This is a genomic window from Salibacter halophilus (assembly GCF_008806325.1).
In the GTDB taxonomy this organism is placed as follows: Bacteria; Bacteroidota; Bacteroidia; order Flavobacteriales_G; family Salibacteraceae; genus Salibacter; species Salibacter halophilus.
In genome coordinates this window covers 227,147-249,826 of record NZ_WACR01000007.1, presented here as the reverse complement: position 1 = coordinate 249,826, position 22,680 = coordinate 227,147, and the positions used below count along the sequence as shown (strand labels likewise).

Sequence of the window (22,680 nt, the reverse complement as noted above, 5' to 3'; positions counted from 1 at the left end):
ACTCAATTCACAATAAACGACTCTGAATCAACAGCATTACCATCACAATTCAATAATAAGGTATAATTACCGCTAACTAAAGATGTTACATCAATAGTTGCCGAAGAGTTTGTTGGTGAAATATTCTGCGTTAACAAGGTATTTCCCATTGAATTAATTACAGTTAATGTACTGGTTGGTGTTCCTGTAATCGTATAGTTAACGCTTAACTCAGTACTTACAGGATTAGGAGATATGTCATCAATCCAGTGTTGATTTACATTAATTGTGATTTCATCATAATCCTTGTAACTATCATTTTTAGCCAAAACACCTAACCTGTATTCATGTGTAGTAAGTGGACTTACTACTATTTGCTTATTTGTATCAATTAAGCTTCCATTTTCATCATACCAAAAGTAGAACGCTTGTTCTCCGATGCTACTAGCTGACAGCGAAACACTGTCACCTCTATTAATTGTTTCATCAGTTGCATTAATGTTCGCATTAAACAAGCTTCTTGAAGAGTCTTTCCTTACTTCATAGTGTACACCTCCAATGATTGAATCTGTAACAGAGTTGTATTGATTTACATGAAGTCTTGTATTTTGATAGCTTGAGACACTATCTACTAAATAGGAAGCTCCAACATAAATTGGATGTCTTGTGTTAGCTGGAAAAGTAACGCCAGTCAATCTTAGAGAATCATCTAATAATTGGATGGTATTATCAGCCACAACATCAACTGAAGGGTTTTCGTTTACGATATCCTCAACAAGTTCCCAACCATCATCATCAAAACTCACCGTAACTTCAGCTTCATCTAGAATAGTTGACCCAAAGTGATTTTCATCAAACTCAAACTCTATATCATATGTTTCAGTTTGATTTGTACTATTTCCCACATACATATTCCTTCCATGCGGGTAGAAAATCTGACCATCTTCTATCCAGCCAGGCGCCTTTTTACCATCGAGTAAATCTACTATTGTAACATTTTTAATTGCTATGTTATTATTAAAAAAGGTTTCTTTGAATAATCTATTAGGATGATTTGTAATAGGATCAGTTTGTGAGTCTTCAATTCTCGCTAACAAACAACTTGACCAATTATTCAACAAATAAGGATTAGCATCTTCAGACAAGTTCCATTCGAATTGAAGAATAAATTCCTCCCCAGGCATAATAAGAGGGATATTAGGTTTGCCTATCAAGTTACCTACATCGGGATCAGTTCCATCCCAGTTTTGAGGCCATGAAGAAGAGCTGGCAGATTTAGTCCAGTATAAAGCTAAAGATCCTTCACCATTAGAGGGAGAGCAACTTTTATTCCGAACTCTAACGTATACCCAAACAGGGTCACCATTTTGAAATTCAGGATCCTGATGAACCTGATTTGTACGGCCATCAGGCTGATTTCTAATCCAAATATCAGGACTTTCATCTAAAACCGTATTTCTGAGTGGCCCATCTTCATCACCCCAGTCATCATCTCTATCTTTCAAAAACAAATCCAGTGAATTTGTGAACTCGCTTGCATACTTAACTGCTGCGTACGCATCAAGTTTCCCTTCTCCAAGCCCTTTGCCAAACTGCTGATTATGAGGTATTTCATAAATGTCATCATTAGCAGTTTGTAATACAATATTTTCTATCACCCTAGCTGACAAACAACTATTTGTTGACGCAACTAATGCACAAGCTCCTGCTACCATCGGAGCAGAAAATGAAGTTCCAGATTTAAAAGTGTAGCCATCATTAATAGATGTGGTATATACATACCAACCGGGTGCTGAAATGTCATTATAATTAAGTGTATGAAAAAAATAATAAGGATCATCTACCTGACCTCCATGATAATCTTTCCAGTTAGTTTTTTTATTATCCCAACTAATATACCCTGGTTCGTTTCTATGACCTATAGATGTAACTGATATTGTTTCATCTAATGCAGCTGGATAAACCTTACAATTCCCATAACCTAATTGAATAGTTTCATTATTGCAAAATTTACCTTGGATGTTACAATCCTCACAATCAACATCTTCTCCGCAAACCATGCTTCTTTCCATACAGGCTCCGTTACCTGCACTAGCTATAACTATTACATCATTAGAATAAGCATATTTAATGGCTGCTTCTCTAGCCGGTCTTTTATCTAAAGATCCAAAACTCAAACTTATAACATCAGCACCTCGCTGAACAGCATCAATAATACTTCCAACTGAACTCCAAGAAGAGTTTGAGGCGGGTCTTCCATATAGCATCAAACTTGTGTTGTAACCAATTGCACTTATCCCTTTACCGTTGTTAGTAGATGCAGATGCAAACCCTGCAACTTGATTACCATGTTTACCATACGTTGAAAGTGAAGAAGGAAGATTTGCTCCTGGCTCAACATATGAAATATCATTTTGAATATCCTCATGAGTAGATGCATCATAACCTCCCAATTCAACTATTGCAATATTTACATTTGGATCTCCAGTAGTTATATCCCAAGCTTCTTTAGCTCTAACATACTCTAATGCTGGTTGCTTTTCTATGTCTCCCCCTGTATCGCCATAATCATTAGGCGTATGAGTTGGAAAAGACTTTGGCATTCTTAAAATGAATTCAAAGTATGATATACTATCATTGATACTGTCTAAAGAAGACATTAATTCATTCTCATCACAATCACATCTCAAATCAACAAATGTCATCAGTGAATCCTCAGTATCAAGGTTTCTAAAAACCCTCCTAAAAGAACGCAAATTATAGTCATTCATCAATTCATTCAAGGCAACATTCTCAAAAAAATAGTTAGTGTCCCCTCCTTCAATTTCAACATCCGGAAACAATGAGTTATCGGTTAACCTTAATTGTAATTCTTTATCAACAAATTGCGCTTTAGATAAATAACAGATTAAAGAAAAAAGAAGAAGAATAACAAAACGTATCATACTAATGGCATTATAGATTTACAAAATACAAGACTGAAAAATTTGTAATCATTAAATTGTCCTTTTAACAAAAACACTACGCAATCGATTTTCAATTCATAATAACGAACTTCCCTGAGTGTACCTCACTACTATTCATATCAAATACTCTAAAGAAATAAACTCCAGCTTTTAGTCCCATTCTATTAAACACTGCTATATTAGATTTAATTTCCTCATTACGAACTCTCTTTCCTGCACTATTATAAACGTTGAGTTTTTTTGCACCCTGATCGTAAAAAGTAAAAGTTGTAGAGATTGAGAAAGGATTAGGCTTTATTTTAACGTCATCTTCTGTTTCTATACTTTCTTCTATCCCAGTTGAAATCACTTTAACACTATGAGATGTGTTTGAAAAGACTGTATAACAACCTATGGTATCTTCAAATGTACCCTGATATGTAACTGATGAATCTGGCCACACTTTAGGAGATAGAGACATCGGATCTGATATTGCATAATCAGGTGTCCATCCGGTAAACATAAATGAGCCACAATCCGGATTATCTAAATAGGGGCTTGTAGCAGGACCAATATCAACTGTATCTCCTGGGCTAATAAAATGATGAGTTGTGTTATAATTAAAAGAATAAGCACAAAAAATCACCTTAACGCTATCTGAGCAAGAATTACCCAAACTATCAGTAACTGTCAGTTTAAAAGAAACCGACTTGTCCCACACCTCCACAAATTCAGGATTAGCTTTTGTTGTATCATCGAGAAAGAAAGACGCTGTTTTTTTCTCATTCAACAAATATTCTTCAGCTTCCCACTTGTATGTATAAGGCGGAGTACCACCTTGTGCCACTACATCTCCTCCAAGGACGAGTGATTGCGATGAAGTACCACAAATGATGGTATCGTTACCCGCATCAGCATTGCACTGAGACTGCACTACATTAACGCTAAATATAAAACAAGTACATATTAACAATCTTAAAAAAAAGACTATACCGCAACCTTTTAACATATCCCAAACTTAATAAAAGTTAATTCAAAAACAAAAAGCAACCCTAATTCTTAATCTGTAATCACGAGTTTTCCTCGATCGATCAATTCTCTATTTGAATCGAAAACCCTGAAGAAATAAACCCCGGGCTTCAGTTCTTTTCTGTTAAACTCTGTTCTATTGGAATTGATATTTTCAACTCGAACCTGCTTTCCTGCATTGTCGTAAACTTCGAGTGTTTTCAGGCTCCGATCATGAAAAGTAAAAGTTGTGATGGATGAGAAAGGGTTGGGATGGATATTCACTTTCCCGTTATTTTTGGTTCTTTCATCGTATCCTGTTGGAGTAACATATACTTTATTGATATGAGTTGGCACTTGACAACTACACGAATCTTCAACATTAACTCCATACCAAACATTTGTGTCCGGCCAAACGATTGGACGAGAAGCCAGTGTATCCGATATCGCATAATTTGGACTCCAACCTAAAACTTGTAAATCCCCACAATGAGGATTTTGATAATTAAAATCAAAACTACCTCCAATCTGCACAGAATCACCTTCATTAATAAAATACCTGACATCAAAAGCGCTAAGAACGTATTGACAATAAGCTACTGTCACTGTGTCTCTACAAATATTTCCTACACTGTCAATAACTGTCAAGTAGAAATCAAAGGGCTCTCCTCCCCACCAATTCTCTATCATTGGATTAGCTTTTGTTGTGTCATCTAAAACAATTGACGCTGTGAAAGCATCATCCACCTCCCACTTATAGGTATAACCGGTAATAGCCGGATTTTCACCACCTAAAAACAATGAATCATTGGATCTCATAAAACTACCCCAACAAATTATAGTATCATTCCCCGCATCAGCAATGCACTGGGATTTAGCTCCAATTGAGAATGAAAAGCAAATGAATAAACTGAAAAAAAATTTACCCTGATTCCAATGAATGAGCATATCAAGTTTTTCGAGTTAGAACCCTAATATAAGGAATATCAACAAACTCGTTCAACTTTGAGACTGAAAACCACCAACTAGTACCCAATAACTACATTTATTTTACAGACACGCTTCCAGATCCTTCACCATTTGTTCAGATCCGATGAAGTAAGGAGTGCGCTGATGCAGCTCTTTTGGTTCAATTTCCATGATGCGCTGGTGTCCGTCTGTTGCTCTACCCCCAGCCTGCTCAGCAATAAAAGCGAGCGGATTACATTCGTACAACAATCTCAACTTCCCGTTTTTTGCTTTAGTTGTAGCCGGGTACAGGTAAATCCCGCCCTTGAGTAAGTTGCGGTGAAAATCAGCTACGAGCGAACCAATGTAACGTGCCTTGTGAGGCTTTTTTTCATCCTGACATTTTTCTACATAATCCTGAACTCCTTTTTCGCATAACTGAATATTTCCTTCGTTAATGGAATAAATTTTTCCGTTTGAAGGAGTTTTGAGGTCAGGATGACTGAGGTAATACGTCCCGAGAGATGGATCCAAAGTAAAACCATTGACTCCGTGTCCGGTCGAATAAACCAGCATTGTAGAAGAACCGTAAATCACATAACCCGCTGCAATTTGCTCTGTTCCTTTTTGCAGGAAATCACGCAACTCAGCCGGCTTTCCCGGTTCTGACTGTCGCCTGTAAATGGAAAAAATCGTTCCGATTGATACGTTTACATCAATATTTGAAGATCCATCGAGCGGATCAGTCAACACCACGTATTTCCCGTTGAGTGCTTCTTTAGATTTGAACGCCACAAAATCATCATCTTCCTCAGAGGCTACTCCGCAAACTTCACCCAAAGATTCGAGCGCTGCCTGAAATTTTTCATTGGCATACACATCGAGCTTTTGCTGCTCCTCACCCTGAACATTTTCTTCACCTGCAGATCCGGTAATATCAACCAGTCCGGCTTTATTAATCTCCCTGTTCACAACCTTAGAAGCCAGCACAATTGAACTCAAAAGCCCCGATAATTCGCCTGATGCATACGGAAACTCCTGTTGTCTGTCAACTATAAACTCCTCGAGTGTGGTTAACTTCGCCATGATAATCTTGTTTTGTTCAACGCAAATGTAATGCAATGGAAAAAGTAACGATCAGGAAAGGAACTGAAAATGATTGTGAGGCTCTTCACAAATTGATCGTAGAACTGGCCATCTTTGAGAAAGAACCCGATGCAGTCGATGTAACAGTTGACCAATTACGTGAACACGGTTTTGGTCAGAACCCTTACTACGAATTCCTTGTAGCCGAAGTGGATAACGAAATAGCAGGCATTGCGCTGTATTATTACAAATATTCAACGTGGAAAGGTCCCAGCCTGTATCTCGAAGACCTGATCGTATCAGCAAAACACCGCAGGAAGGGAATTGGCGAAAAACTCGTTTCAGCTTTAAAAGAAAAGGCGAAGAAAGAAAAAATGGGACGTTTTGAATGGCAGGTTCTCGATTGGAATGAATCGGCTATCAACTTCTACAAAAAGCTGGGAGCCGACTTTGATGGTGAATGGCTAAACGTTCAGTTGAAGTTGTAACAAACAAAAAAAAGCCGTCAAATGACGGCTTTTAAGTGCGGGTGGAGGGAGTCGAACCCACACGCCTCGCGGCACTAGATCCTAAATCTAGCGTGTCTACCAATTCCACCACACCCGCATTGGTGTTGCGTGAACGGGCGGCAAAGATATAATTAATTTTAAATTGCAAAACTTTAATCACCTTCTCTAACTCAACTCAATCCTTATTTTTGCTCAACAAAACAATCAATACATGCTAAAAGTAGATCCTAAAAATACGGAAACAGCAAAATTGCACGGCTACATGCTGGGCGCTATTGCTCCACGACCCATCGCTTTTGCAAGTACAATTGACGAAGACGGGAATCCAAACCTGAGTCCGTTTTCTTTCTTTAATGCCTTTGGGTCTAATCCGCCAATCGCTATATTCTCACCTGCTCGCAGGGTACGCAACAACACAACCAAGCACACACTCGAAAATGCAAAAGCAACCGGTGAAGTGGTGATCAACATCGTAAATTACCCGATCGTTGAGCAAATGAGCTTGTCGAGTACGGAATACGGTGATGGCGTCAACGAATTTGAAAAATCAGGACTCACCCCCATTAAATCTGAATTGGTGAAACCTTTCAGAGTAAAAGAAAGTCCGGTTCAACTCGAGTGCAAAGTGAAAGACATCATTGAAACAGGAACTGAAGGCGGTGCCGGAAATTTAATCGTTTGTGAGATTGTGATGATCCACATCAACGAAGATGTCCTTGACGAAAACGGATCGATCGATCAGCAAAAAATCGACCTCGTTGCGCGCATGGGCGGATCTTATTATTGCCGTGCCAGCGGAGATGCGCTCTTTGAAATTCCAAAGCCATTGAGAAGTTTGGGTATCGGTGTTGATCAGATCCCTGAGGATATCCGCAACTCTACGGTTCTGACCGGAAATGACCTGGGAAGATTAGGCAATGTGGACGAACTTCCTGATGAAACAGAAGTGAACGATTACAAGCTCACTGAGTTGAGCGATCTTTTTGTTGACCTTCAAGATGATGCGCCTAAACTGGAACTCGAACTACATAAAATAGCTAAAGAATTGTTGAGCCAGGGAAAAGTTGAAGAAGCCTGGAAAACACTACTTACTTTTAACGACAGATAATTATGGACATTCACGGAAAAATCAAAGAAATATTTGACGCTCAGGAATTCAAGAGCGGATTTAAAAAACGCGAATTCGTTGTAACAACTCAGGAACAGTATCCACAGGATATTAAGCTGGAATTGTACAACGACAAGTGTGACATGATTGACGGACACCAAAAAGGCGAAGAAGTTACTGTTCACTTCAACCTTCGCGGAAACGAATACAACGGGCGCTATTTTGTCAATCTCAACGCGTGGAAAATTGAAAAGGCTGAGGCACAAGCCAAACAGGGCGGAGGACCATCAATGCCACCTCCACCACCTGAAAATGACGCAGCATTTGATGTTCCGGCAGATGATAACAACGATGATGATTTACCATTTTAAATAATGCACTTAACCGATCAATTTGCGCGATTATTTAAACGTTTACTCCCATCTCCGTTTGCTATCGCTGTTATTTTATCGGTAGTCACTTATTTACTGGCTTTACTTTTCACCGATACTGGTGGAAATAACGTTACAGAGGAGCAAGATCCTTACTGGATTGAGCTCCTCTTTTTTTGGAAAGATGGTTTGTGGAATGGCGGACTCATGATCTTTGCCATGCAAATGATGTTGATCCTCGTTTTGGGTCACACATTGGCGTTGAGCAAACCTGTTTCACAATTCATCGATCGGTTTTTGGGGGCTTGTAACACCACAGCAAAGGCTGCTTCGATCGTTGCTTTTTTTACCATTTTAGTTGGATTGTTCAACTGGGGACTCGCCCTCATTTTTGGAGCTGTTTTTGCTCGCAAAGTTGCTGAATACGCCCAGCGTCACCAGATCAGAATTAACTATCCCGTTGTGGGAGCTGCGGGCTACACCGGACTGCTCGTTTGGCACGGAGGATTTTCCGGTTCCTCACTCATCAAAGTTGCCGAGCCCGGTCATTTAAAGTCACTCGTGAGCGACAAGCTCGACTCTGCCATGCTGGCCAAGGTTCCGGAGAGCATCACCTTTCAGGAAACTGTTTTCGGGAATATGAACATCGTTGTTTCGCTCGCATTTCTGATCCTGATTCCAGCTGTGTTGTACATTATTGGTCAGAACACGAAGCCGGAGCCGCTCAACCTCAAGATCTCCTACAAAGAGAGCGAACAGGAAATCATTGAAGGAGCCGAGCAGATTGATCATTCAAAATGGAGTGGAATTTTGTTTGGGGCAATTGTCTTGTTGACAGCAATTCTTATCCTTTTCAACCTCGACAATCCATTTAACTTTTTCACTCCCAACAACATCAACCTCCTTTTACTCGGGCTGGCACTTGTGATGCATCAATCTTTTCACAATTTCACTAAAGCTGTAGGAGATGCGATTAGTGGAGCGGCCGGAATCCTCATTCAATTCCCACTCTATTTTGGGATTATGGGCATCATGAAAGACTCGGGAATGGTAGCTGATATTTCCCAGTTTATCGCTAACAATGCCGGTTCGCAGAGTTATCCGTTTTTCACTTTCATCAGTGCCGGACTCGTAAATGTGTTTGTGCCAAGTGGTGGCGGACAATGGGCCATTCAGGGTCCTATTATTATTCAGGCTGCCCTCGATCTCGATATTACTTTTACAAAAGGCATCATGGCTATGGCTTATGGCGATCAGCTCACAAATATGTTACAACCTTTTTGGGCGCTGCCTTTACTCGGAATCACCGGACTCAAGGCCAAACAGATTTTGCCCTTTACTCTCATCTTGATGGCGGTTGGGTTTGTTATTTGCTCCGCTGCAATTTTCCTTTTTTAAATTACCAGTCAGATCCCCTGAAAAGCGACAACACACTCACTGTTGCGAAATAAAAAGGGTAAATCAAGCCGGATAAAAATGCTTTTCTGAAACAGAAAAACAATCCTTCATTTTTTGATACACTCTGGATGTAGAGTACGTCAATAAAAGCTTTAAGCAAATTCGCTATTAAAAAAACTGATGGTAAATAACCTACAATTACTCCGAGGGTTGAAACGACAACAGTAAAATTCACCAAAAGAATAACAGCTCCTAAGATAACAGTATGAAAAGGCATTTTACCTTTTGTTTTTCTCACCCAGCGCGTTTTTTGCCTGATGAGTTTTTTAACCGAGTTTACTGGCTGAGTGTAAACCGGACTGGCATTATCAAGCCACGAAATTGAATACCCTTTTGCGTAAAAATCATTCAGAAGAAAATAATCATCTCCGGATTTTTGATGCGTATGCGCATCGTATCCTCCAACATCCTGAAATGCTTTTTTACTAAAAATCAAATTTGCTCCGCTGGCAGAAATCGGTTTGTTGATCTTGATTGTTGATTTTGACAATCCCAGTAATACAATTGATTCGAAGTACTGAAAGTCGCTGAGGAATGAACCATCATGATTTGAAACTACAACCGGCCCGATGAGCATATCGTTTTTCTCAGCATCATTTATATCGACCAGCCAATTTGATGGTAATACACAGTCAGCATCAGTTGTGGCAATATAATTTCCTTTTGCTTTTTCTATACCTGTTTGAAGTGCTTCTTTTTTTCCGTTCCCGTTACTTTCAATTATGGAATAGGGGAAATTGAGATCTGACGAAAAAAGATCCAGAAAATCATCTTCTGAATGGTCGTTTACAAAAATGAATTCTACATCAAAATTCGGATTCTTCAACTCGCAAATGGAATTCAAAAGTGCCGGCAGGTTTGACGCTTCGTTTTTGAATGGTACAATAACCGATAAGGAAACGGGTGTATTGTTAGGCTCTGACCGAAACGGAGATTTTCTTCTCAGTATTTTTAATACATACAGCAGAACTGCTGCATAAATAATGAAACTAACGATTTGTAGCGCCTGAAAATACATTTTGGCGTAAAGGTAATACGTTTAGTTTCCTGATTAAGAGAAGTGCCAACCCAAAGAATGTTGGAGCTGCAATGTTCAGAAGCCAAATTGAAAAAGTTGAAGCCAATATTGGAGCTATTGAGTAGTTGAGCGCTCCCAAAATTAATACGGCTACAGATTCTCTAAGGCCAAGTTCAGCAAGGCTAAAACTGGGAATTGTGGTAGTTAGCAAATAAATAACCGGAATTGAGACAAACGCATGAAAAAATGAGAACCCTGACTCAAAAGCAAAAATTAACAATGTGAACTGCAGACTAAATATAAAATAACGAAAAATGCTTAGCGACAACACGTGTATGAGTTGCAAATTGCTGTACCGCCCAAATGCTTCATTGTGTTTTGATAATTTCTTTCTCACCCATTTCCAGTTGCTCACTAATTTAAAGACTGTTTTAAGGTTAAAATAACCGATCAAAATGAGAACCGGAGCAGATAAACTCAAGATAGACAAGCCTAAACTCAATTCCTGGTCAATCACTACAAAATAAAAAGGCAAAGCTAAAAGCCCTATGATTAATGTAGTTGTGAGCTGTGCAGCTGATGTTAACAATGAATGAAATGCTCCATTTGTTCTGTTCTTTGGTGATAGATAAAGCGTTCTGCCAAGTGTTTCACCCACCCTGTTAGGCAACATAGAACTGAATACGAGACCGTTTAAAGTAGCTCCAACTGCAGTTTTAAAACTGGTTTGATCAGTTTTTTTAAGGAGAATATGCCATTTCCAGGATTCAATAAGCCAATTGGCCGGAACCAGTAAAATAGCAGCAACAATAGCCAGAACCTGAAAACCGGAAAACTGGAATTCAAAATTTACAGATTGTGCATTTTCACTAATGTGCCTTATTAAAAAGCCAACTGCCAACAGGAAAATAATTCCCTTAATCACGTTGTTTAGGGACAGAGTAGCTTTATATTTGGGGTAACTTGCGCACATAAAACATCAAAGATACTACATTGCAAAAAGCCGAGCAGATCATATTAGGAATAGATCCCGGGACGACTATTACTGGGTATGGAATTATCGTTATTCGTGATAAAAAGATGGAACTTGTTCAGATGGGTGAAATTCATTTGAAAAAGTTAAATAATCAGGCACAGAAACTTAAAAAGATTTTTGAACGAACGCTTAACTTAATCGATGAGTACCATCCTGATGAGCTGGCGATTGAAGCTCCTTTTTTCGGTAAAAATGTGCAGAGTATGTTGAAATTGGGCAGAGCCCAGGGTGTAGCAATAGCTGCTGCGGTTTACCGCGACATTCCCATGACGGAATACAGCCCCCGGAAAATTAAGCAGAGCATTACCGGATCTGGATCAGCATCAAAGGAGCAGGTTGCTAAAATGCTCCAAAAACTTTTGAAAATCGAAGAAGAAAAGATGCCGAAACACCTCGATGCTACTGACGGACTATCTGTAGCGGTTTGCCACCATTTTCAGGGTGGTGCTCAGGGATCTGACCAAAATAAATACAAGGGATGGGGATCCTTTATTAGTCAGAACCCCGGTAAGATTAAATAGCGTTAGTAATTTTTTGCTGTATCGACTTAAATTCTTGTTCAGAGAAATCAATTTTAGGACGAGAAAAGTCAATGTCGTGAACCCCGTTGATCGGAATAAGATGGATGTGGGCATGCGGAACTTCGAGACCCACAACAGCAACGCCTACTCTTTCGCAATCGAATACTTTATCCATCGCTTTTGCAATTTTTTGGGCAGTAAGATGTAAGTGCGAAAGCGTTTCAGGATCGAGATCGAATATGTAATCGACTTCCTTCTTAGGTACAACAAGTAAATGGCCTTCAGCGATAGGATTAATATCGAGAAAAGCAAACGTTTTATCATCTTCATAAACCTTGTAAGAAGGCAGCTCTCCGTTGATCAGTTTAGTGAAAATTGTAGCCATAACGATTAACCTCTAGCAATTTCTACTACTTCAAATTTCACTTTACCGGTGGGGACTTCTACTTCAGCGATATCGCCAACTTCTTTTCCAAGCAGTCCCTTCCCGATAGGAGAATCAACTGAAATCTTTCCACTCTTCAAATCGGCTTCTTTAGGGGCAACGAGTTGATATTTCATTTTCTTTCCATTCGCTGTATTCTTAATCGTAACGTAAGAAAGAATGAGCGCCTTAGAGTCATCGAGTTGGCTTTCATCAACAACTCTGGCATTGCTTATTGCTTCTTTGAGTTTGGCAATTTTAGCTTCGAGTAGACCCTGAGCTTCTTTTGCTGCATCGTATTCAGCATTCTCAGAGAGGTCTCCTTTATCTCTCGCATCAGCAATCTGTTGAGAAATCTTAGGCCGCTGAACTGACTCCATATCCTTAAGTTCCTCCTTCAACCTGGCTAAACCTTCAGCTGTATAATAGTTAACTTTACTCATGACAATAGGTTGTTTTACTTGTAATAAACAAACAAAAACCCGTGCTCTCATTTGAGAGACGGGTTTTACAAAAATAAGAAAATTTATCTGCTATAAATCGAGTGTCAATCCGATAGAGTGAATACCATCAAATGGATTGGTATCGCGGTAGCTGTAATCAAGATCTACAGATTTACCTTCATCACCAATTGGGAGTGCTACAGTAAACCCTGCTGTAGGTCCGGTTGTAACGTTTTGAGATGCTTCGTTATCGAATATATCTTGTTCGTAAGCGAGTCCAACACGAACCATGAACATCTCTTTAAGGCCATATTCAACACCTAAGCTAAACTGGTCTTTACCAAATGAGTTAGACATAAAGTTAAAAGCACCTGTAATTCGATGTTCAGCGACAAAGTCTGTTCCTGCTGAATCTGCAATATTACCTAGAAGAAAATCATAGCTTGCACCGAGGTTTAGCACTGATGGTAGTTCATAACCTTCAGTTCTTTGTTCTAGTGTAAACTGCTTTTCGTCCAAAGTATTAGTCAGCGAAAGTCCATCACCTTCATACTGCATTTTAGGACCTATGTTCTTTAATGATATTCCAAACTTAAAGTTGTTGTATTTACCAGTAACATAGCGGATACCTGCATCGAAGGCAACTCCTTGAGCTTTAGCATCAGCTACACCTTCAGTTACTGCTTTAACTGTAATACCTCCATAAATACTATTAGAGAACTCTCTTGCATAAGAAAGCGCGATATGCCCAAAAGTTGGACGGTAAGTACCGAGACCACCTTCTGGCTGATTTACAGTAGTTCGCTCAATTTCACCGAAGTTCATAGTAACTACATTCACACCAAGAACACTGGCCTGACCAACTCTTTGTCCCAGTCCAATAGCATTGATTCCAATTCCTGAAGAGGCAAGGTAGCGAGTGTGAGTGAAACCAACCTGAGTTTGATTCATAAATGCTAAACCAGATACGTTCCCATATATTGCATCAACACCTTCAACCGTAGCAAAGTTAGCATTACCAAAACCTGCACTTCTAGCCCATGGGTTTAATAACAGCTGAGTTGCTCCGGCAGCCCCGATACGGTCTTCGTTTCCGGCATGTGTTTGCGTAGAGAAAATAGTAAGGGCTGCAAAAATCACAGCACCTACTATTTTATCACTATATCGTCTTTTCATATTTAAATTATTTCCGTGTCGATTTATAAATAATTTCAACGCTCCCAATTTTAGAATGAGTCAAGGTCAACAGGACGCATAACTCCAAACCATTTCAATACTTTTTCTCCAACGCCTGGAACGTTAACGTGAATTAGATAAACACCACTTGCAATTGGAATTCTCGCATGGTTTTTAAGATCCCAATCAAGTGAACTTATGTTTGGATCATCCTTAGAGAATTCTCTAACTAAGATTCCATTTAGAGTGTAAATCTTAATGTCGCAACGCTCTGGGAGGTTGATAATTTTAACTCGGTTATCGAGTTTATCAACTTCGTAAGAACTGTACGCATAGTAAGGGTTAGGAACAACCTTGATCAACTCGAGCGCTTCTTCTGCGATATTGTTGACATTAGTAGTTGGCTCCATTCCTTCTACAGTAAACTCATAAAGTGGTCTACCTGCGTTTTCGGTTCTGACTACATTGTTAACTGTATCATTACCTGTATCATAGAAACCTGAAGTCACTTTTTCTATTGAATAACCTGATCCTAAACCTGTAATAACATCTCCACGCTTAAAAGAACGCTGAGCTATAGAATCACCATTATCCTCATAATACTTGATAGGACCTAGTTTCACTAGATACTCTACTCCATTATCAAGTTCATCGCCAATTGATCTTTTTTCATCCTTTGAAGAAAAGAGTTTATAAGACTCATTGACTCTTAGCTTAACAACTACATTACTACTTAGTAACTCACTTCCAGGGCTTAATAATGGTATCGTTGTCCAAGAGCAAGCACGATAGACAGATCTGTAATCTTTAATTAAATCGTTTGTAGATTTACCATCTGCATCAAGTTGGCTTATCATGAAGCGACCTTCATCGTAAGCTGGCATTCTATACTCTGGGTCTTGAAAAATCGTGTAATTAGGATTAACGAACTCCATTTCATCTTCAACTTCATTATTTCTGAATACATACACGAAATGCTTACCTCCAAATCTAATATTCGCATCTTGCTGAACACCTTGAGAAACAACAGATGTTGGATTCCATATCATATCAGCACCATTATCACTGGTTAGATATGAATCTTCACCAAATGCCATATTAAGGCGTTCTCCAGTTTGTACATCAATCGCATAGCCTGGGAACCAACCCATACCAACTTCAGAAATATAAGCAGGGTTTTCTGGGTTAGTTGAAGGACCCTGTGATGTATCTGCTGGATTACCATCTTTATCAACTGATGGAGCTTTTCGAGGGAATAACTTTGTTGCATTTCCCTGAGCTAGAGACGAATCATCCTGTGTTTCCAGCACAACACATCTAGTCCATTTCGATTTATCAGATGTAAAGTAAATATTTACATCATTTAGATACTGCATTTGATAGCGAACATCTGCAGCAGACTGGGATATCTCATTAGTATTCCTAAAAATATTAGTAAAGTCAAATGTTGCCGATTTAAAAGCTGGACCGTGAGTATTCCATGTTGCTAATCTAAATGGAGCCCACGTACCATCAAGGATTTGTTCATAATTTTCATCGTTATCAATACCAAAGCCATTAAGTCCTTGATTAAAAGAATACGCATAATCCCAATAAGGCTCTTGTCCTTCTTCTGCAGTATTTCCAGAACGAATCCAATTTGTATAAGTATTGACATCTGTGTCAGTTACACCAGTAAGCCATTCATCATCTGTATTTTCGAATTCAATCTCAGCTCCGATATAACCGTTATTTTCTACTAAATCTCCATTAATGTTATTTTGACCAGGATCAATAGCATCTCCTAATGTAATACCAATACCTGCTTCTGGAATTAACCTCTCACCCAGTACATTGACTGGATTTTCAAAGAATACAGTGTCTTCGAGAGTTGAGCCAGTTACAGCAATGAGAGATGACTCTCTAAAATTATAAGTGGAATCTTTAAATTCAACTCTATAAGTTCCGTCTTTCACATTTAAAGGATCAATAACTGAAACTTCAATTGGACTTCTACCAGCTTCGTAAATTGGGTTTTCTACTTTCCATGGCTCTCCACTCATAACAGCATCTTCCGATTCTGGAGTCAAGTCAAGGAAGTAACCAGAATTACCAAGTCCTTCAATTCTCTTAACCGGTACACCATCTCCATATTGAGCATTTAGGATTGTACCATCATTCCTTGGATCTACTTTGTGTGGAATCACTGTAGTTACAGGAATTGGTCCAGAAGAAGACCTCCTTGAAGGAAGATATGGTTCTGTTTGACCATCTAATCCGTCAGGTGTTTGAGAGTAAGTCTTATAATTATTGTGTCCGTATGCAATAACCATAAAGTAATAAGTCTTATGGTTTACAAGTCGGTTATCACCTTCAGCAAAAGCATCAGTAGTAATTCTAAAAGTCTTACGGATTCCATCATTTTCTGCATTCTCAACTCTTGGTTGTGGAATTGCAGCATTTACATCCTGAGAGAACTCATAATTTACCAGGTCAGTAATTTCATCTTTAACATCACACTGAGCGACAAGTCTCGCAAGGTCATTGTTGTAAAGATCTGATGCAGAAACTGAGTTATCTTTTAACTGGAATACCTGATATCCCTGGAACAAGTAAGACTGATACTCTAACGCAAGCCTTTCATAGTTCTCATCATTTTCTTCACTAGAATTATCTGAAGGTTTTCCGTATTGAGTCCCATCATCAGCAGTAAGTGTGTCTGGTGGAATCAAGAATGGATCAGCTTCAGCATAAGATTCATTGTAGTTATTAGATATCTGAGGATTATTAATTTTTAGAATAATCTCTCTATCTAATTCAGTAGTTGTCACCTCTGGTGCATCTGGACCATCAAGCAATTGGAAACAAGCATCAAACAATGCCTGAGTTTTATCATCATCAACTCTAAGCTTTTCAACTGAAGCCTCAGCACCACCAGAATTAGCTCTTGACCATACAACACCAACTGTAATATTATTTACAGCACCAGGTGCAAGACGGAATGGACCAGCTGATTGAACAAACCTTCTATCAAAGGGTTGGTTACCTGCTGTTACCTCAGTCCAAATTGGTTGAGGATTACCACCTGTACCCCATCCAATAGGATCAGAATCACCAGGGAACATGTAATCAGCTTCAACATATGGTGGATTAACACTCCCTTGATAACCAGTACCTCCATAAACCATTCTAGAGTTATCTCTCCAGAAGCTTCTTAGGTAGTTATAATATTCTGTTCCTCTTTGAGGATCACCGGTATTACTTGTATTGTTGTTATGGTATAAGAATGCACGCATACCAAGTCTCTCATTATCCGGTATACCATCTCCATAACCAACACCAAGTCCATCATAAGGAATACCGTCATCATCTATAGCTCCCTGATAATCGTTTAGGCAAAGACAATTGTCTTTTTGATCATTATCCTGAAATGGTCCCTGGAAAAAGTCAACACCAATAGCTGGTGGTTGAGTTCCATAACCAGTAGCTCCCTGATTATCTTCATCGTTCTCATCACCGTTATAGGCATAGCCCATTCCTCTTTCAACATCACAACCTACATAATCATCCTGTGGGTTACCTAAATCTGGATCAACCCAAAAACCAAAATATGTGTTTTGAAGTTCAAAAGAAGATCTATTAACTAATTCATAGTTGTAAAAGGTCATATTATTAACCTCATCATTGGTAGCAAAAGCAAATGCCTGCGCTCGGATCTCCATACCAATTGGATCTGACTGTGACTCAGTATGGATGTTTCCTTTATCGTTAAATACCCACCATAGGTTTTGGTCTCCATAGATATCAACGATTCTTTGCTCGCAGTTCTCTACATTTTCGAGATTATAACGTGGGTAATCACCGTTTTGTGGATTATAGTTTCCATCTCCGTCAACATCATTAAATGGCGCTAAGTAGTAATCCTCATTATAAGGAGCATAGTCTCTACCATGAGCAGGCCAATTCAAAATACTTTCAGGTATTTGATAATCAGGAAAGTTTTCCTGCTGCACTTCCGGGCCTTCTAGTCCTGCTTGATACCACGCAACAAAACGTGCTACATCCTGACGATAAGTTAAAAAGTGCTCATCGTACTCAAGACATGTTTCCGGTGTGATTTCCGCATCTGTGGTACTGAGTGGTCCAGTCCAAAAGTCATTTCCATTTGAACGGAATCTTTGAGCCGCTACTTTAAGCTGACCAGAGACATCCTGACCACCGAGCCACAATGAACCAGCAAAAAGTGCTGTTGGACCATTTCCATCTTCAGATTTTGGAATTTCATATTGTGCCTGACCAACGAGGTCCCACCACATATCACCACCTGTTTGAATCAAAGCTCTTGTATTATTGATGTTGAGCTCTTCAGATCCAGTTGGTGGAGTACAGTTAGCAGCTATATCTGAACTACTATTGTCTTTTTTCCCGCTTGAATTCCTTTTGTCCATGTAAGGACCTTCTTTAGCAATAACGCTAACAGAAGTCCCCAAGAGGAATAAAGAGAGAAGAAGGAGATTTAATTTGCTTTTCATAATCATATTTTTTTCACCCATTCTCATAATTCTTAGAAACTTAGAATCACACCTATTCTTGTCCTTCTTGGCAACGTATAGTTGTAGTAGTTATTAATATTCATCAAGTATTGCTCCGTAAACGCTTGCGTATCAATTCTACTATTGATGTCCTGAGAGAACCTAGGGTCATTTAGATAACCGTCATCATCAGGAGTTCCTGTTGCTCTGTATACATTAATTATATTTTGAGTATTAAGAACATTCAGAACCCATAGGTAAACATTAAGGTTTAGTTCTTTATCATTTTCACCAACTTTCAGTTTGATATCTCTATCTACTCTAGCGTCAACTCTAAACTGCCATGGTAAACGTGATCCATTAATACTTCCATCAATAATTGGTGATCCACCTCCTGAAATAAGTCCATTTCCAGTTGGAACTTGTTGCTTAGAGTAAGGAGTTCCAGACCCAAGGTTGAATTGGAAGTTGGCTCCAGTATTCTTCAAAATTGGTTTGTCAAACACTATTGGACCATTATAATCTTTTCCAGAACCGTAACGGTAATCAACAGTTGCCACTATTGCGTGTCTTTGATCATAACTCAATGGAGTTGTACTTCTAATATTCTGCTTTCCTGCACGAATAAGGTTGGCAGCAGATGTTTGAGTAGAACCTGTACCCTCAGCAAACTGAAGCGTATAAGCAGCTCTTAACTTAAGGTTTTTAGTTCTTCTCAAGTCATAAGAGAAAGTAAGTCCTTTAACTGTACCAAAGTCGATATTACCAAATGTGGTATACGTCTTAGGAAATGCTTGTTGACGACCAATCAACTGAATTTGATTTCTCATTTCTCGGTAGAAAGCCTCGATCGTCATAGCAGAACTTTTACTCAAAGTTTGCTTAAATCCAACAGAGTAATCGATTGTTTGCTCTGGCTGAAGTGCAGGATTATTAATTCTTTGAGCACTTGTTCTTTGTTCAAGGAAATAATAATCAAGAGGATTCAATCTATTTCCACCAGGACGTTTTGTGAGAACATCATAGTGAGCAAAGAATAATGCTTCTTCACTAATTGGGAATGAAAAAGAGATCCTCGGCATTACATTCAATTGAGGCTCGTAATCCTCAAAAGATTCTGATGTAATGTCATTAGATGCTGTGTTTTGTTTATTAACCAATAAAGGAGCAACATTTCCTGATGTTGTTTGAAGGCTAGATCCATCAGCTAGCTCAGCACCCTGAGCATCAAACCATGTTTCTCCATCACGGTAACCAACAATAGAAGAAGGATCTTCAACATTGTCAACATATACTACATAGTCATCTCCAATATTACCTGGAACAGTATATTCTCCCATTGATTCAGCCAAAGATTGAACCTCTTGTTCTCCAGCTCTAACTGTAGGGAAGAGAACATATGGGTCAACAAGATTTGACTGATTTGCATCGTAACGGTCAATTCTTAAACCTACATTAAATACAAGGTCGTCAAATGCAAACTTGTCCTGAATCCAACCAGCTACATATGTAGGGCGGAATGAAGGTATAGGACGAGTATAGTTACCGTATTCATCAGTTTCATTAAAGAAATCATCGATACTTGGATTATCGTTGATTTTATTACCATATACATCGTAACCGTGGTATGAAACTAGTTCAGATCCGTTGTTCAACAACTCATTAGCTGAGAAGTACTCAACTTCCATATCTTCTGGTGATAGAGAGTTAAAGTCGATGAAATCATTTCCATCTGGATCTAAACCAAGGCTCTGACGAAGATTGTAGTCAAAGAATGACTGATTATCGTTATTCACTTCACCAGCATATTCACCCGGTGACGCATTTTGTCTTTCAAAGTTGATGATTGGTGTAGAGTTTGAATAACCAATGATTTCACCTACATCAGTATTTAACTGCTCAAGGTGACTGTTAGTTCTCAAACGACCAATGAACCACATACCAGCAGGAGCCATCCCGTAAGCACGGTCAACACGTTGCTCGTATTCAAAACCCAGGCTGATGTTGTGATTTTTAATATCAGCAGAACCAGTCGCACTCAAGCGGAACTGATTTCTTTGGTTTTTAGTGTAAGAATTAAATGGTGTAGCATGACTATCCCAAATATCATTTACACTAATTGCGTTACTTCCTGTTAAATCACCATTAACAAAACCACCATTTTGACGAATGTTGTTGTAAGAACGGAGGAAGAAGTTCTCTGCAGAAGAATAAGGTCTTAGTGTACTATTTTCAGGATTGTAGATTAAAGAACCTTGCTGATTGTCACCTGAAAAATCAGATGCTAGTTCTTTATCAAAAACCGGATCTCCGTTTTCATCATAACCTTGCCACCCGAAGAGTTCATAATAAGTGTTTGTAAACTCAGCAGCTCCACTATTAATATTTGATGGTCTAAAACCGATCAAAGTATCAGTAAAGGTACTCTGTAAAAATGCACGTCCAGACCACAACAGACTGTCTGGGTTAGAACGAGAATAAACCTGAGCGTTTTCGTTTAACTCATAAGTACGAGCTTGCTCAGTATCAAACTGACCATAATAACCATAATTCCAAAGATTATCCTGGTGATTTGCATCCCATCTTCTAAAGTTATTCTGACTGTAATCTGCCTGAACAGTATAATATGCATTTTTAATCAAGCTCTCATTATCTTCATCAGTGCTGTTGTTAAAGCGCTGAGTAAAGCGACCAAAAACCCTCCATGTAGTTGTTGTTTCTTCAGGGAAATGATCATAGTTAAACAAAGAGTAATCGTAATCATACACATTACCCTGTTGCCATTCATAACTACCACCAAATGTAAGGTTAGTAGTTTCACCTGTATTGAAGTCTAATTTACCATTTACTACAAAACGGTTTTGAGCATTGTTAGGACGAGTTCTAACTTTCTCAAAGCTATTCAATCTCAAAAACTCAGCATTTTGGAAAGCTCCTGTTCCCTGAGTAGCATAACGCAATGGATCCTGACGCAATTCGGCAAGCGCCTGATCTTTCACTTTCCATGAACCGGTGATAGAAGGACGCTGATCCTGAGTAGACTGAACGTTTCCAGAAAGGAAGAACCCTACTAAAGGTTCTGTCTTCTCTCCAGAAGAATCTTTTTTCATGATAAGCGGTCCAGAAACACTACCTTCAAAAAGGTTATATCCGAATTTATCTAATCCGTAAACCTCATCACCAATTTTATATCCTGAAGTGATGTATTCAACACTACCAAAATAGTTTTTAGATGGGCCTCTAGTAGTGATACTAATAACTCCACCGGTAACATCACCGTACTGAGCTGGCAGTCCACCAGTAATTACAGAAACTTCTTCAATTGCACTTTGTGGAAGGTTATTAGACCCTCGTACCTTAATACCATCAATAAAGTAGTAGTTGGCATCAGAACGTGCACCACGAATATTCAAACTTCCTGATCCATCATCCTGCGAATAAACACCACCAACAGTTTGTGCTAATCCAGTAGCACCACGAGTTGGCATTTTATCAATATCTTCTTTCGTAATTGTTGTTTGAGCAGATGTGTTATCCTTCTCAATCAAAGGAACTTTATAATCTACAACCTCAAATTCCTCAAGGTTCTCAACAGAAGATGACATTTTAATATCGAGAAATGTAATCTTTCCAGAATTAATCTTAACACCTTGAATTGCTTTAGGCTGAAAACCGACAAAAGTCGCCTTCACGGTATATGTACCAGGCTCTATCGGCTTGATGTTATACTTCCCGTCAAAGTCAGTTGACGTTCCTGCTTGCTGCACACCATTACGCTCTAATACAATATTAGCAAACGCAACAGGCTCTCCTGTTTTTTGATCCAACACTTTACCCTGAATAGAACCCTGTCCAGTTTGTGCGAACATAACTGACTGGCTCACCAAGATAACCACTACCGTTAAAAGTAACTTTCTTAACATATTTTAAGGTTTAATAACGTGAATTTTGACATCCCTCAACGTCTAAAAAAGGCGCGTAAAGATATATAAAACTAAAAGCCAAATACAAATCAATTATCATGGCCTCACACCATCATTTTGATTAACAGCTTTTTAAAACATCATTACGCTTATTTAAAAGGCGAACAAAAATCACTTTTTGTTATTTTTCTAACTACTGTTAAATACAGAATAAAG

The 22,680-nt window shown here is 38.9% G+C and carries 17 protein-coding genes and 1 tRNA gene; 6 read left to right on the top strand and 12 right to left on the bottom strand.

Annotated features, from left to right (window positions below; translation table 11 throughout):
- Positions 1-2: 2 nt before the first annotated feature.
- The 4 genes from F3059_RS09685 to fbp all read right to left on the bottom strand — a co-directional run bounded on the left by F3059_RS09685 (position 3) and on the right by fbp (position 5,966).
- Complete coding sequence (locus tag F3059_RS09685; protein WP_151168668.1) at positions 3-2,924, bottom strand: S8 family serine peptidase; 2,922 nt, start codon at positions 2,922-2,924, stop codon at positions 3-5.
- 91 nt (positions 2,925-3,015) lie between these two features.
- Complete coding sequence (locus F3059_RS09680; protein ID WP_170265146.1) at positions 3,016-3,858, bottom strand: T9SS type A sorting domain-containing protein; 843 nt, start codon at positions 3,856-3,858, stop codon at positions 3,016-3,018.
- A 125-nt stretch (positions 3,859-3,983) separates the two neighbouring features.
- Positions 3,984-4,880, bottom strand: coding sequence for a T9SS type A sorting domain-containing protein (locus F3059_RS09675; protein ID WP_151168664.1), 897 nt, complete (start codon positions 4,878-4,880; stop codon positions 3,984-3,986).
- Positions 4,881-4,982: 102 nt separating this feature from the next.
- Positions 4,983-5,966, bottom strand: a complete 984-nt coding sequence (fbp, locus tag F3059_RS09670; protein ID WP_151168662.1) for a class 1 fructose-bisphosphatase — start codon at positions 5,964-5,966, stop codon at positions 4,983-4,985.
- A gap of 35 nt (positions 5,967-6,001) precedes the next feature.
- Between fbp and F3059_RS09665 the strand changes: the two genes are divergently transcribed.
- A complete protein-coding gene (locus F3059_RS09665) occupies positions 6,002-6,454 on the top strand; it encodes a GNAT family N-acetyltransferase (RefSeq protein WP_151168660.1) in 453 nt (150 codons plus the stop codon).
- A gap of 36 nt (positions 6,455-6,490) precedes the next feature.
- Here F3059_RS09665 and F3059_RS09660 read toward each other — a convergent pair.
- A tRNA-Leu gene (locus F3059_RS09660) sits at positions 6,491-6,572 on the bottom strand.
- Positions 6,573-6,686: 114 nt separating this feature from the next.
- Between F3059_RS09660 and F3059_RS09655 the strand changes: the two genes are divergently transcribed.
- Genes F3059_RS09655 through F3059_RS09645 form a run of 3 tightly spaced genes read left to right on the top strand, consistent with a single transcriptional unit; the run spans position 6,687 to position 9,352 of the window.
- Positions 6,687-7,583: a flavin reductase family protein gene (locus tag F3059_RS09655; RefSeq protein ID WP_151168658.1), complete on the top strand. Its 897-nt coding sequence runs from the start codon at positions 6,687-6,689 to the stop codon at positions 7,581-7,583.
- Between the two features lie 2 nt (positions 7,584-7,585).
- Positions 7,586-7,954 (top strand): DUF3127 domain-containing protein, encoded by a 369-nt coding sequence (locus F3059_RS09650; RefSeq protein WP_151168656.1) that lies wholly within the window; start codon positions 7,586-7,588, stop codon positions 7,952-7,954.
- Positions 7,955-7,957: 3 nt separating this feature from the next.
- Positions 7,958-9,352, top strand: a complete 1,395-nt coding sequence (locus tag F3059_RS09645) for a TIGR00366 family protein (protein ID WP_151168654.1) — start codon at positions 7,958-7,960, stop codon at positions 9,350-9,352.
- Between the two features lies 1 nt (position 9,353).
- Here the strand turns inward: F3059_RS09645 and F3059_RS09640 are convergent, their stop codons facing one another.
- Positions 9,354-10,256, bottom strand: a complete 903-nt coding sequence (locus F3059_RS09640) for a glycosyltransferase family 2 protein (protein ID WP_262713929.1) — start codon at positions 10,254-10,256, stop codon at positions 9,354-9,356.
- On the opposite strand from F3059_RS09640, the gene F3059_RS13795 reads away from it, so the two are divergent.
- Positions 10,246-10,392, top strand: a complete 147-nt coding sequence (locus tag F3059_RS13795) for a hypothetical protein (protein ID WP_223274592.1) — start codon at positions 10,246-10,248, stop codon at positions 10,390-10,392. The genes F3059_RS09640 and F3059_RS13795 overlap by 11 nt on opposite strands.
- Before the next feature lie 9 nt (positions 10,393-10,401).
- Here the strand turns inward: F3059_RS13795 and F3059_RS09635 are convergent, their stop codons facing one another.
- A complete protein-coding gene (locus tag F3059_RS09635) occupies positions 10,402-11,355 on the bottom strand; it encodes a lysylphosphatidylglycerol synthase domain-containing protein (protein ID WP_170265145.1) in 954 nt (317 codons plus the stop codon).
- Positions 11,356-11,423: 68 nt separating this feature from the next.
- On the opposite strand from F3059_RS09635, the gene ruvC reads away from it, so the two are divergent.
- Entirely contained in the window at positions 11,424-11,987 is a 564-nt protein-coding gene (ruvC, locus tag F3059_RS09630; RefSeq protein ID WP_151168648.1) for a crossover junction endodeoxyribonuclease RuvC, read from the top strand.
- Here ruvC and F3059_RS09625 read toward each other — a convergent pair.
- The 5 genes from F3059_RS09625 to F3059_RS09605 form a co-directional block, all read right to left on the bottom strand.
- A complete protein-coding gene (locus F3059_RS09625; protein WP_151168646.1) occupies positions 11,980-12,372 on the bottom strand; it encodes an HIT family protein in 393 nt (130 codons plus the stop codon). The two genes, ruvC and F3059_RS09625, sit on opposite strands and share 8 nt — an antisense overlap.
- Before the next feature lie 5 nt (positions 12,373-12,377).
- The gene (gene greA / locus F3059_RS09620; protein WP_151168644.1) at positions 12,378-12,854 is read right to left on the bottom strand and encodes a transcription elongation factor GreA; all 477 of its coding nucleotides are present in this window, start codon (positions 12,852-12,854) and stop codon (positions 12,378-12,380) included.
- 90 nt (positions 12,855-12,944) lie between these two features.
- Entirely contained in the window at positions 12,945-14,030 is a 1,086-nt protein-coding gene (locus F3059_RS09615) for a PorV/PorQ family protein (protein ID WP_151168642.1), read from the bottom strand.
- 50 nt (positions 14,031-14,080) lie between these two features.
- Positions 14,081-18,541 carry a T9SS C-terminal target domain-containing protein gene (locus tag F3059_RS09610; protein WP_151168640.1) on the bottom strand — a complete coding sequence of 1,487 codons (4,461 nt, stop codon included), beginning with the start codon at positions 18,539-18,541 and terminating at the stop codon, positions 14,081-14,083.
- A 32-nt stretch (positions 18,542-18,573) separates the two neighbouring features.
- A complete protein-coding gene (locus tag F3059_RS09605; protein ID WP_151168638.1) occupies positions 18,574-22,464 on the bottom strand; it encodes a TonB-dependent receptor in 3,891 nt (1,296 codons plus the stop codon).
- Positions 22,465-22,680: the final 216 nt, after the last annotated feature.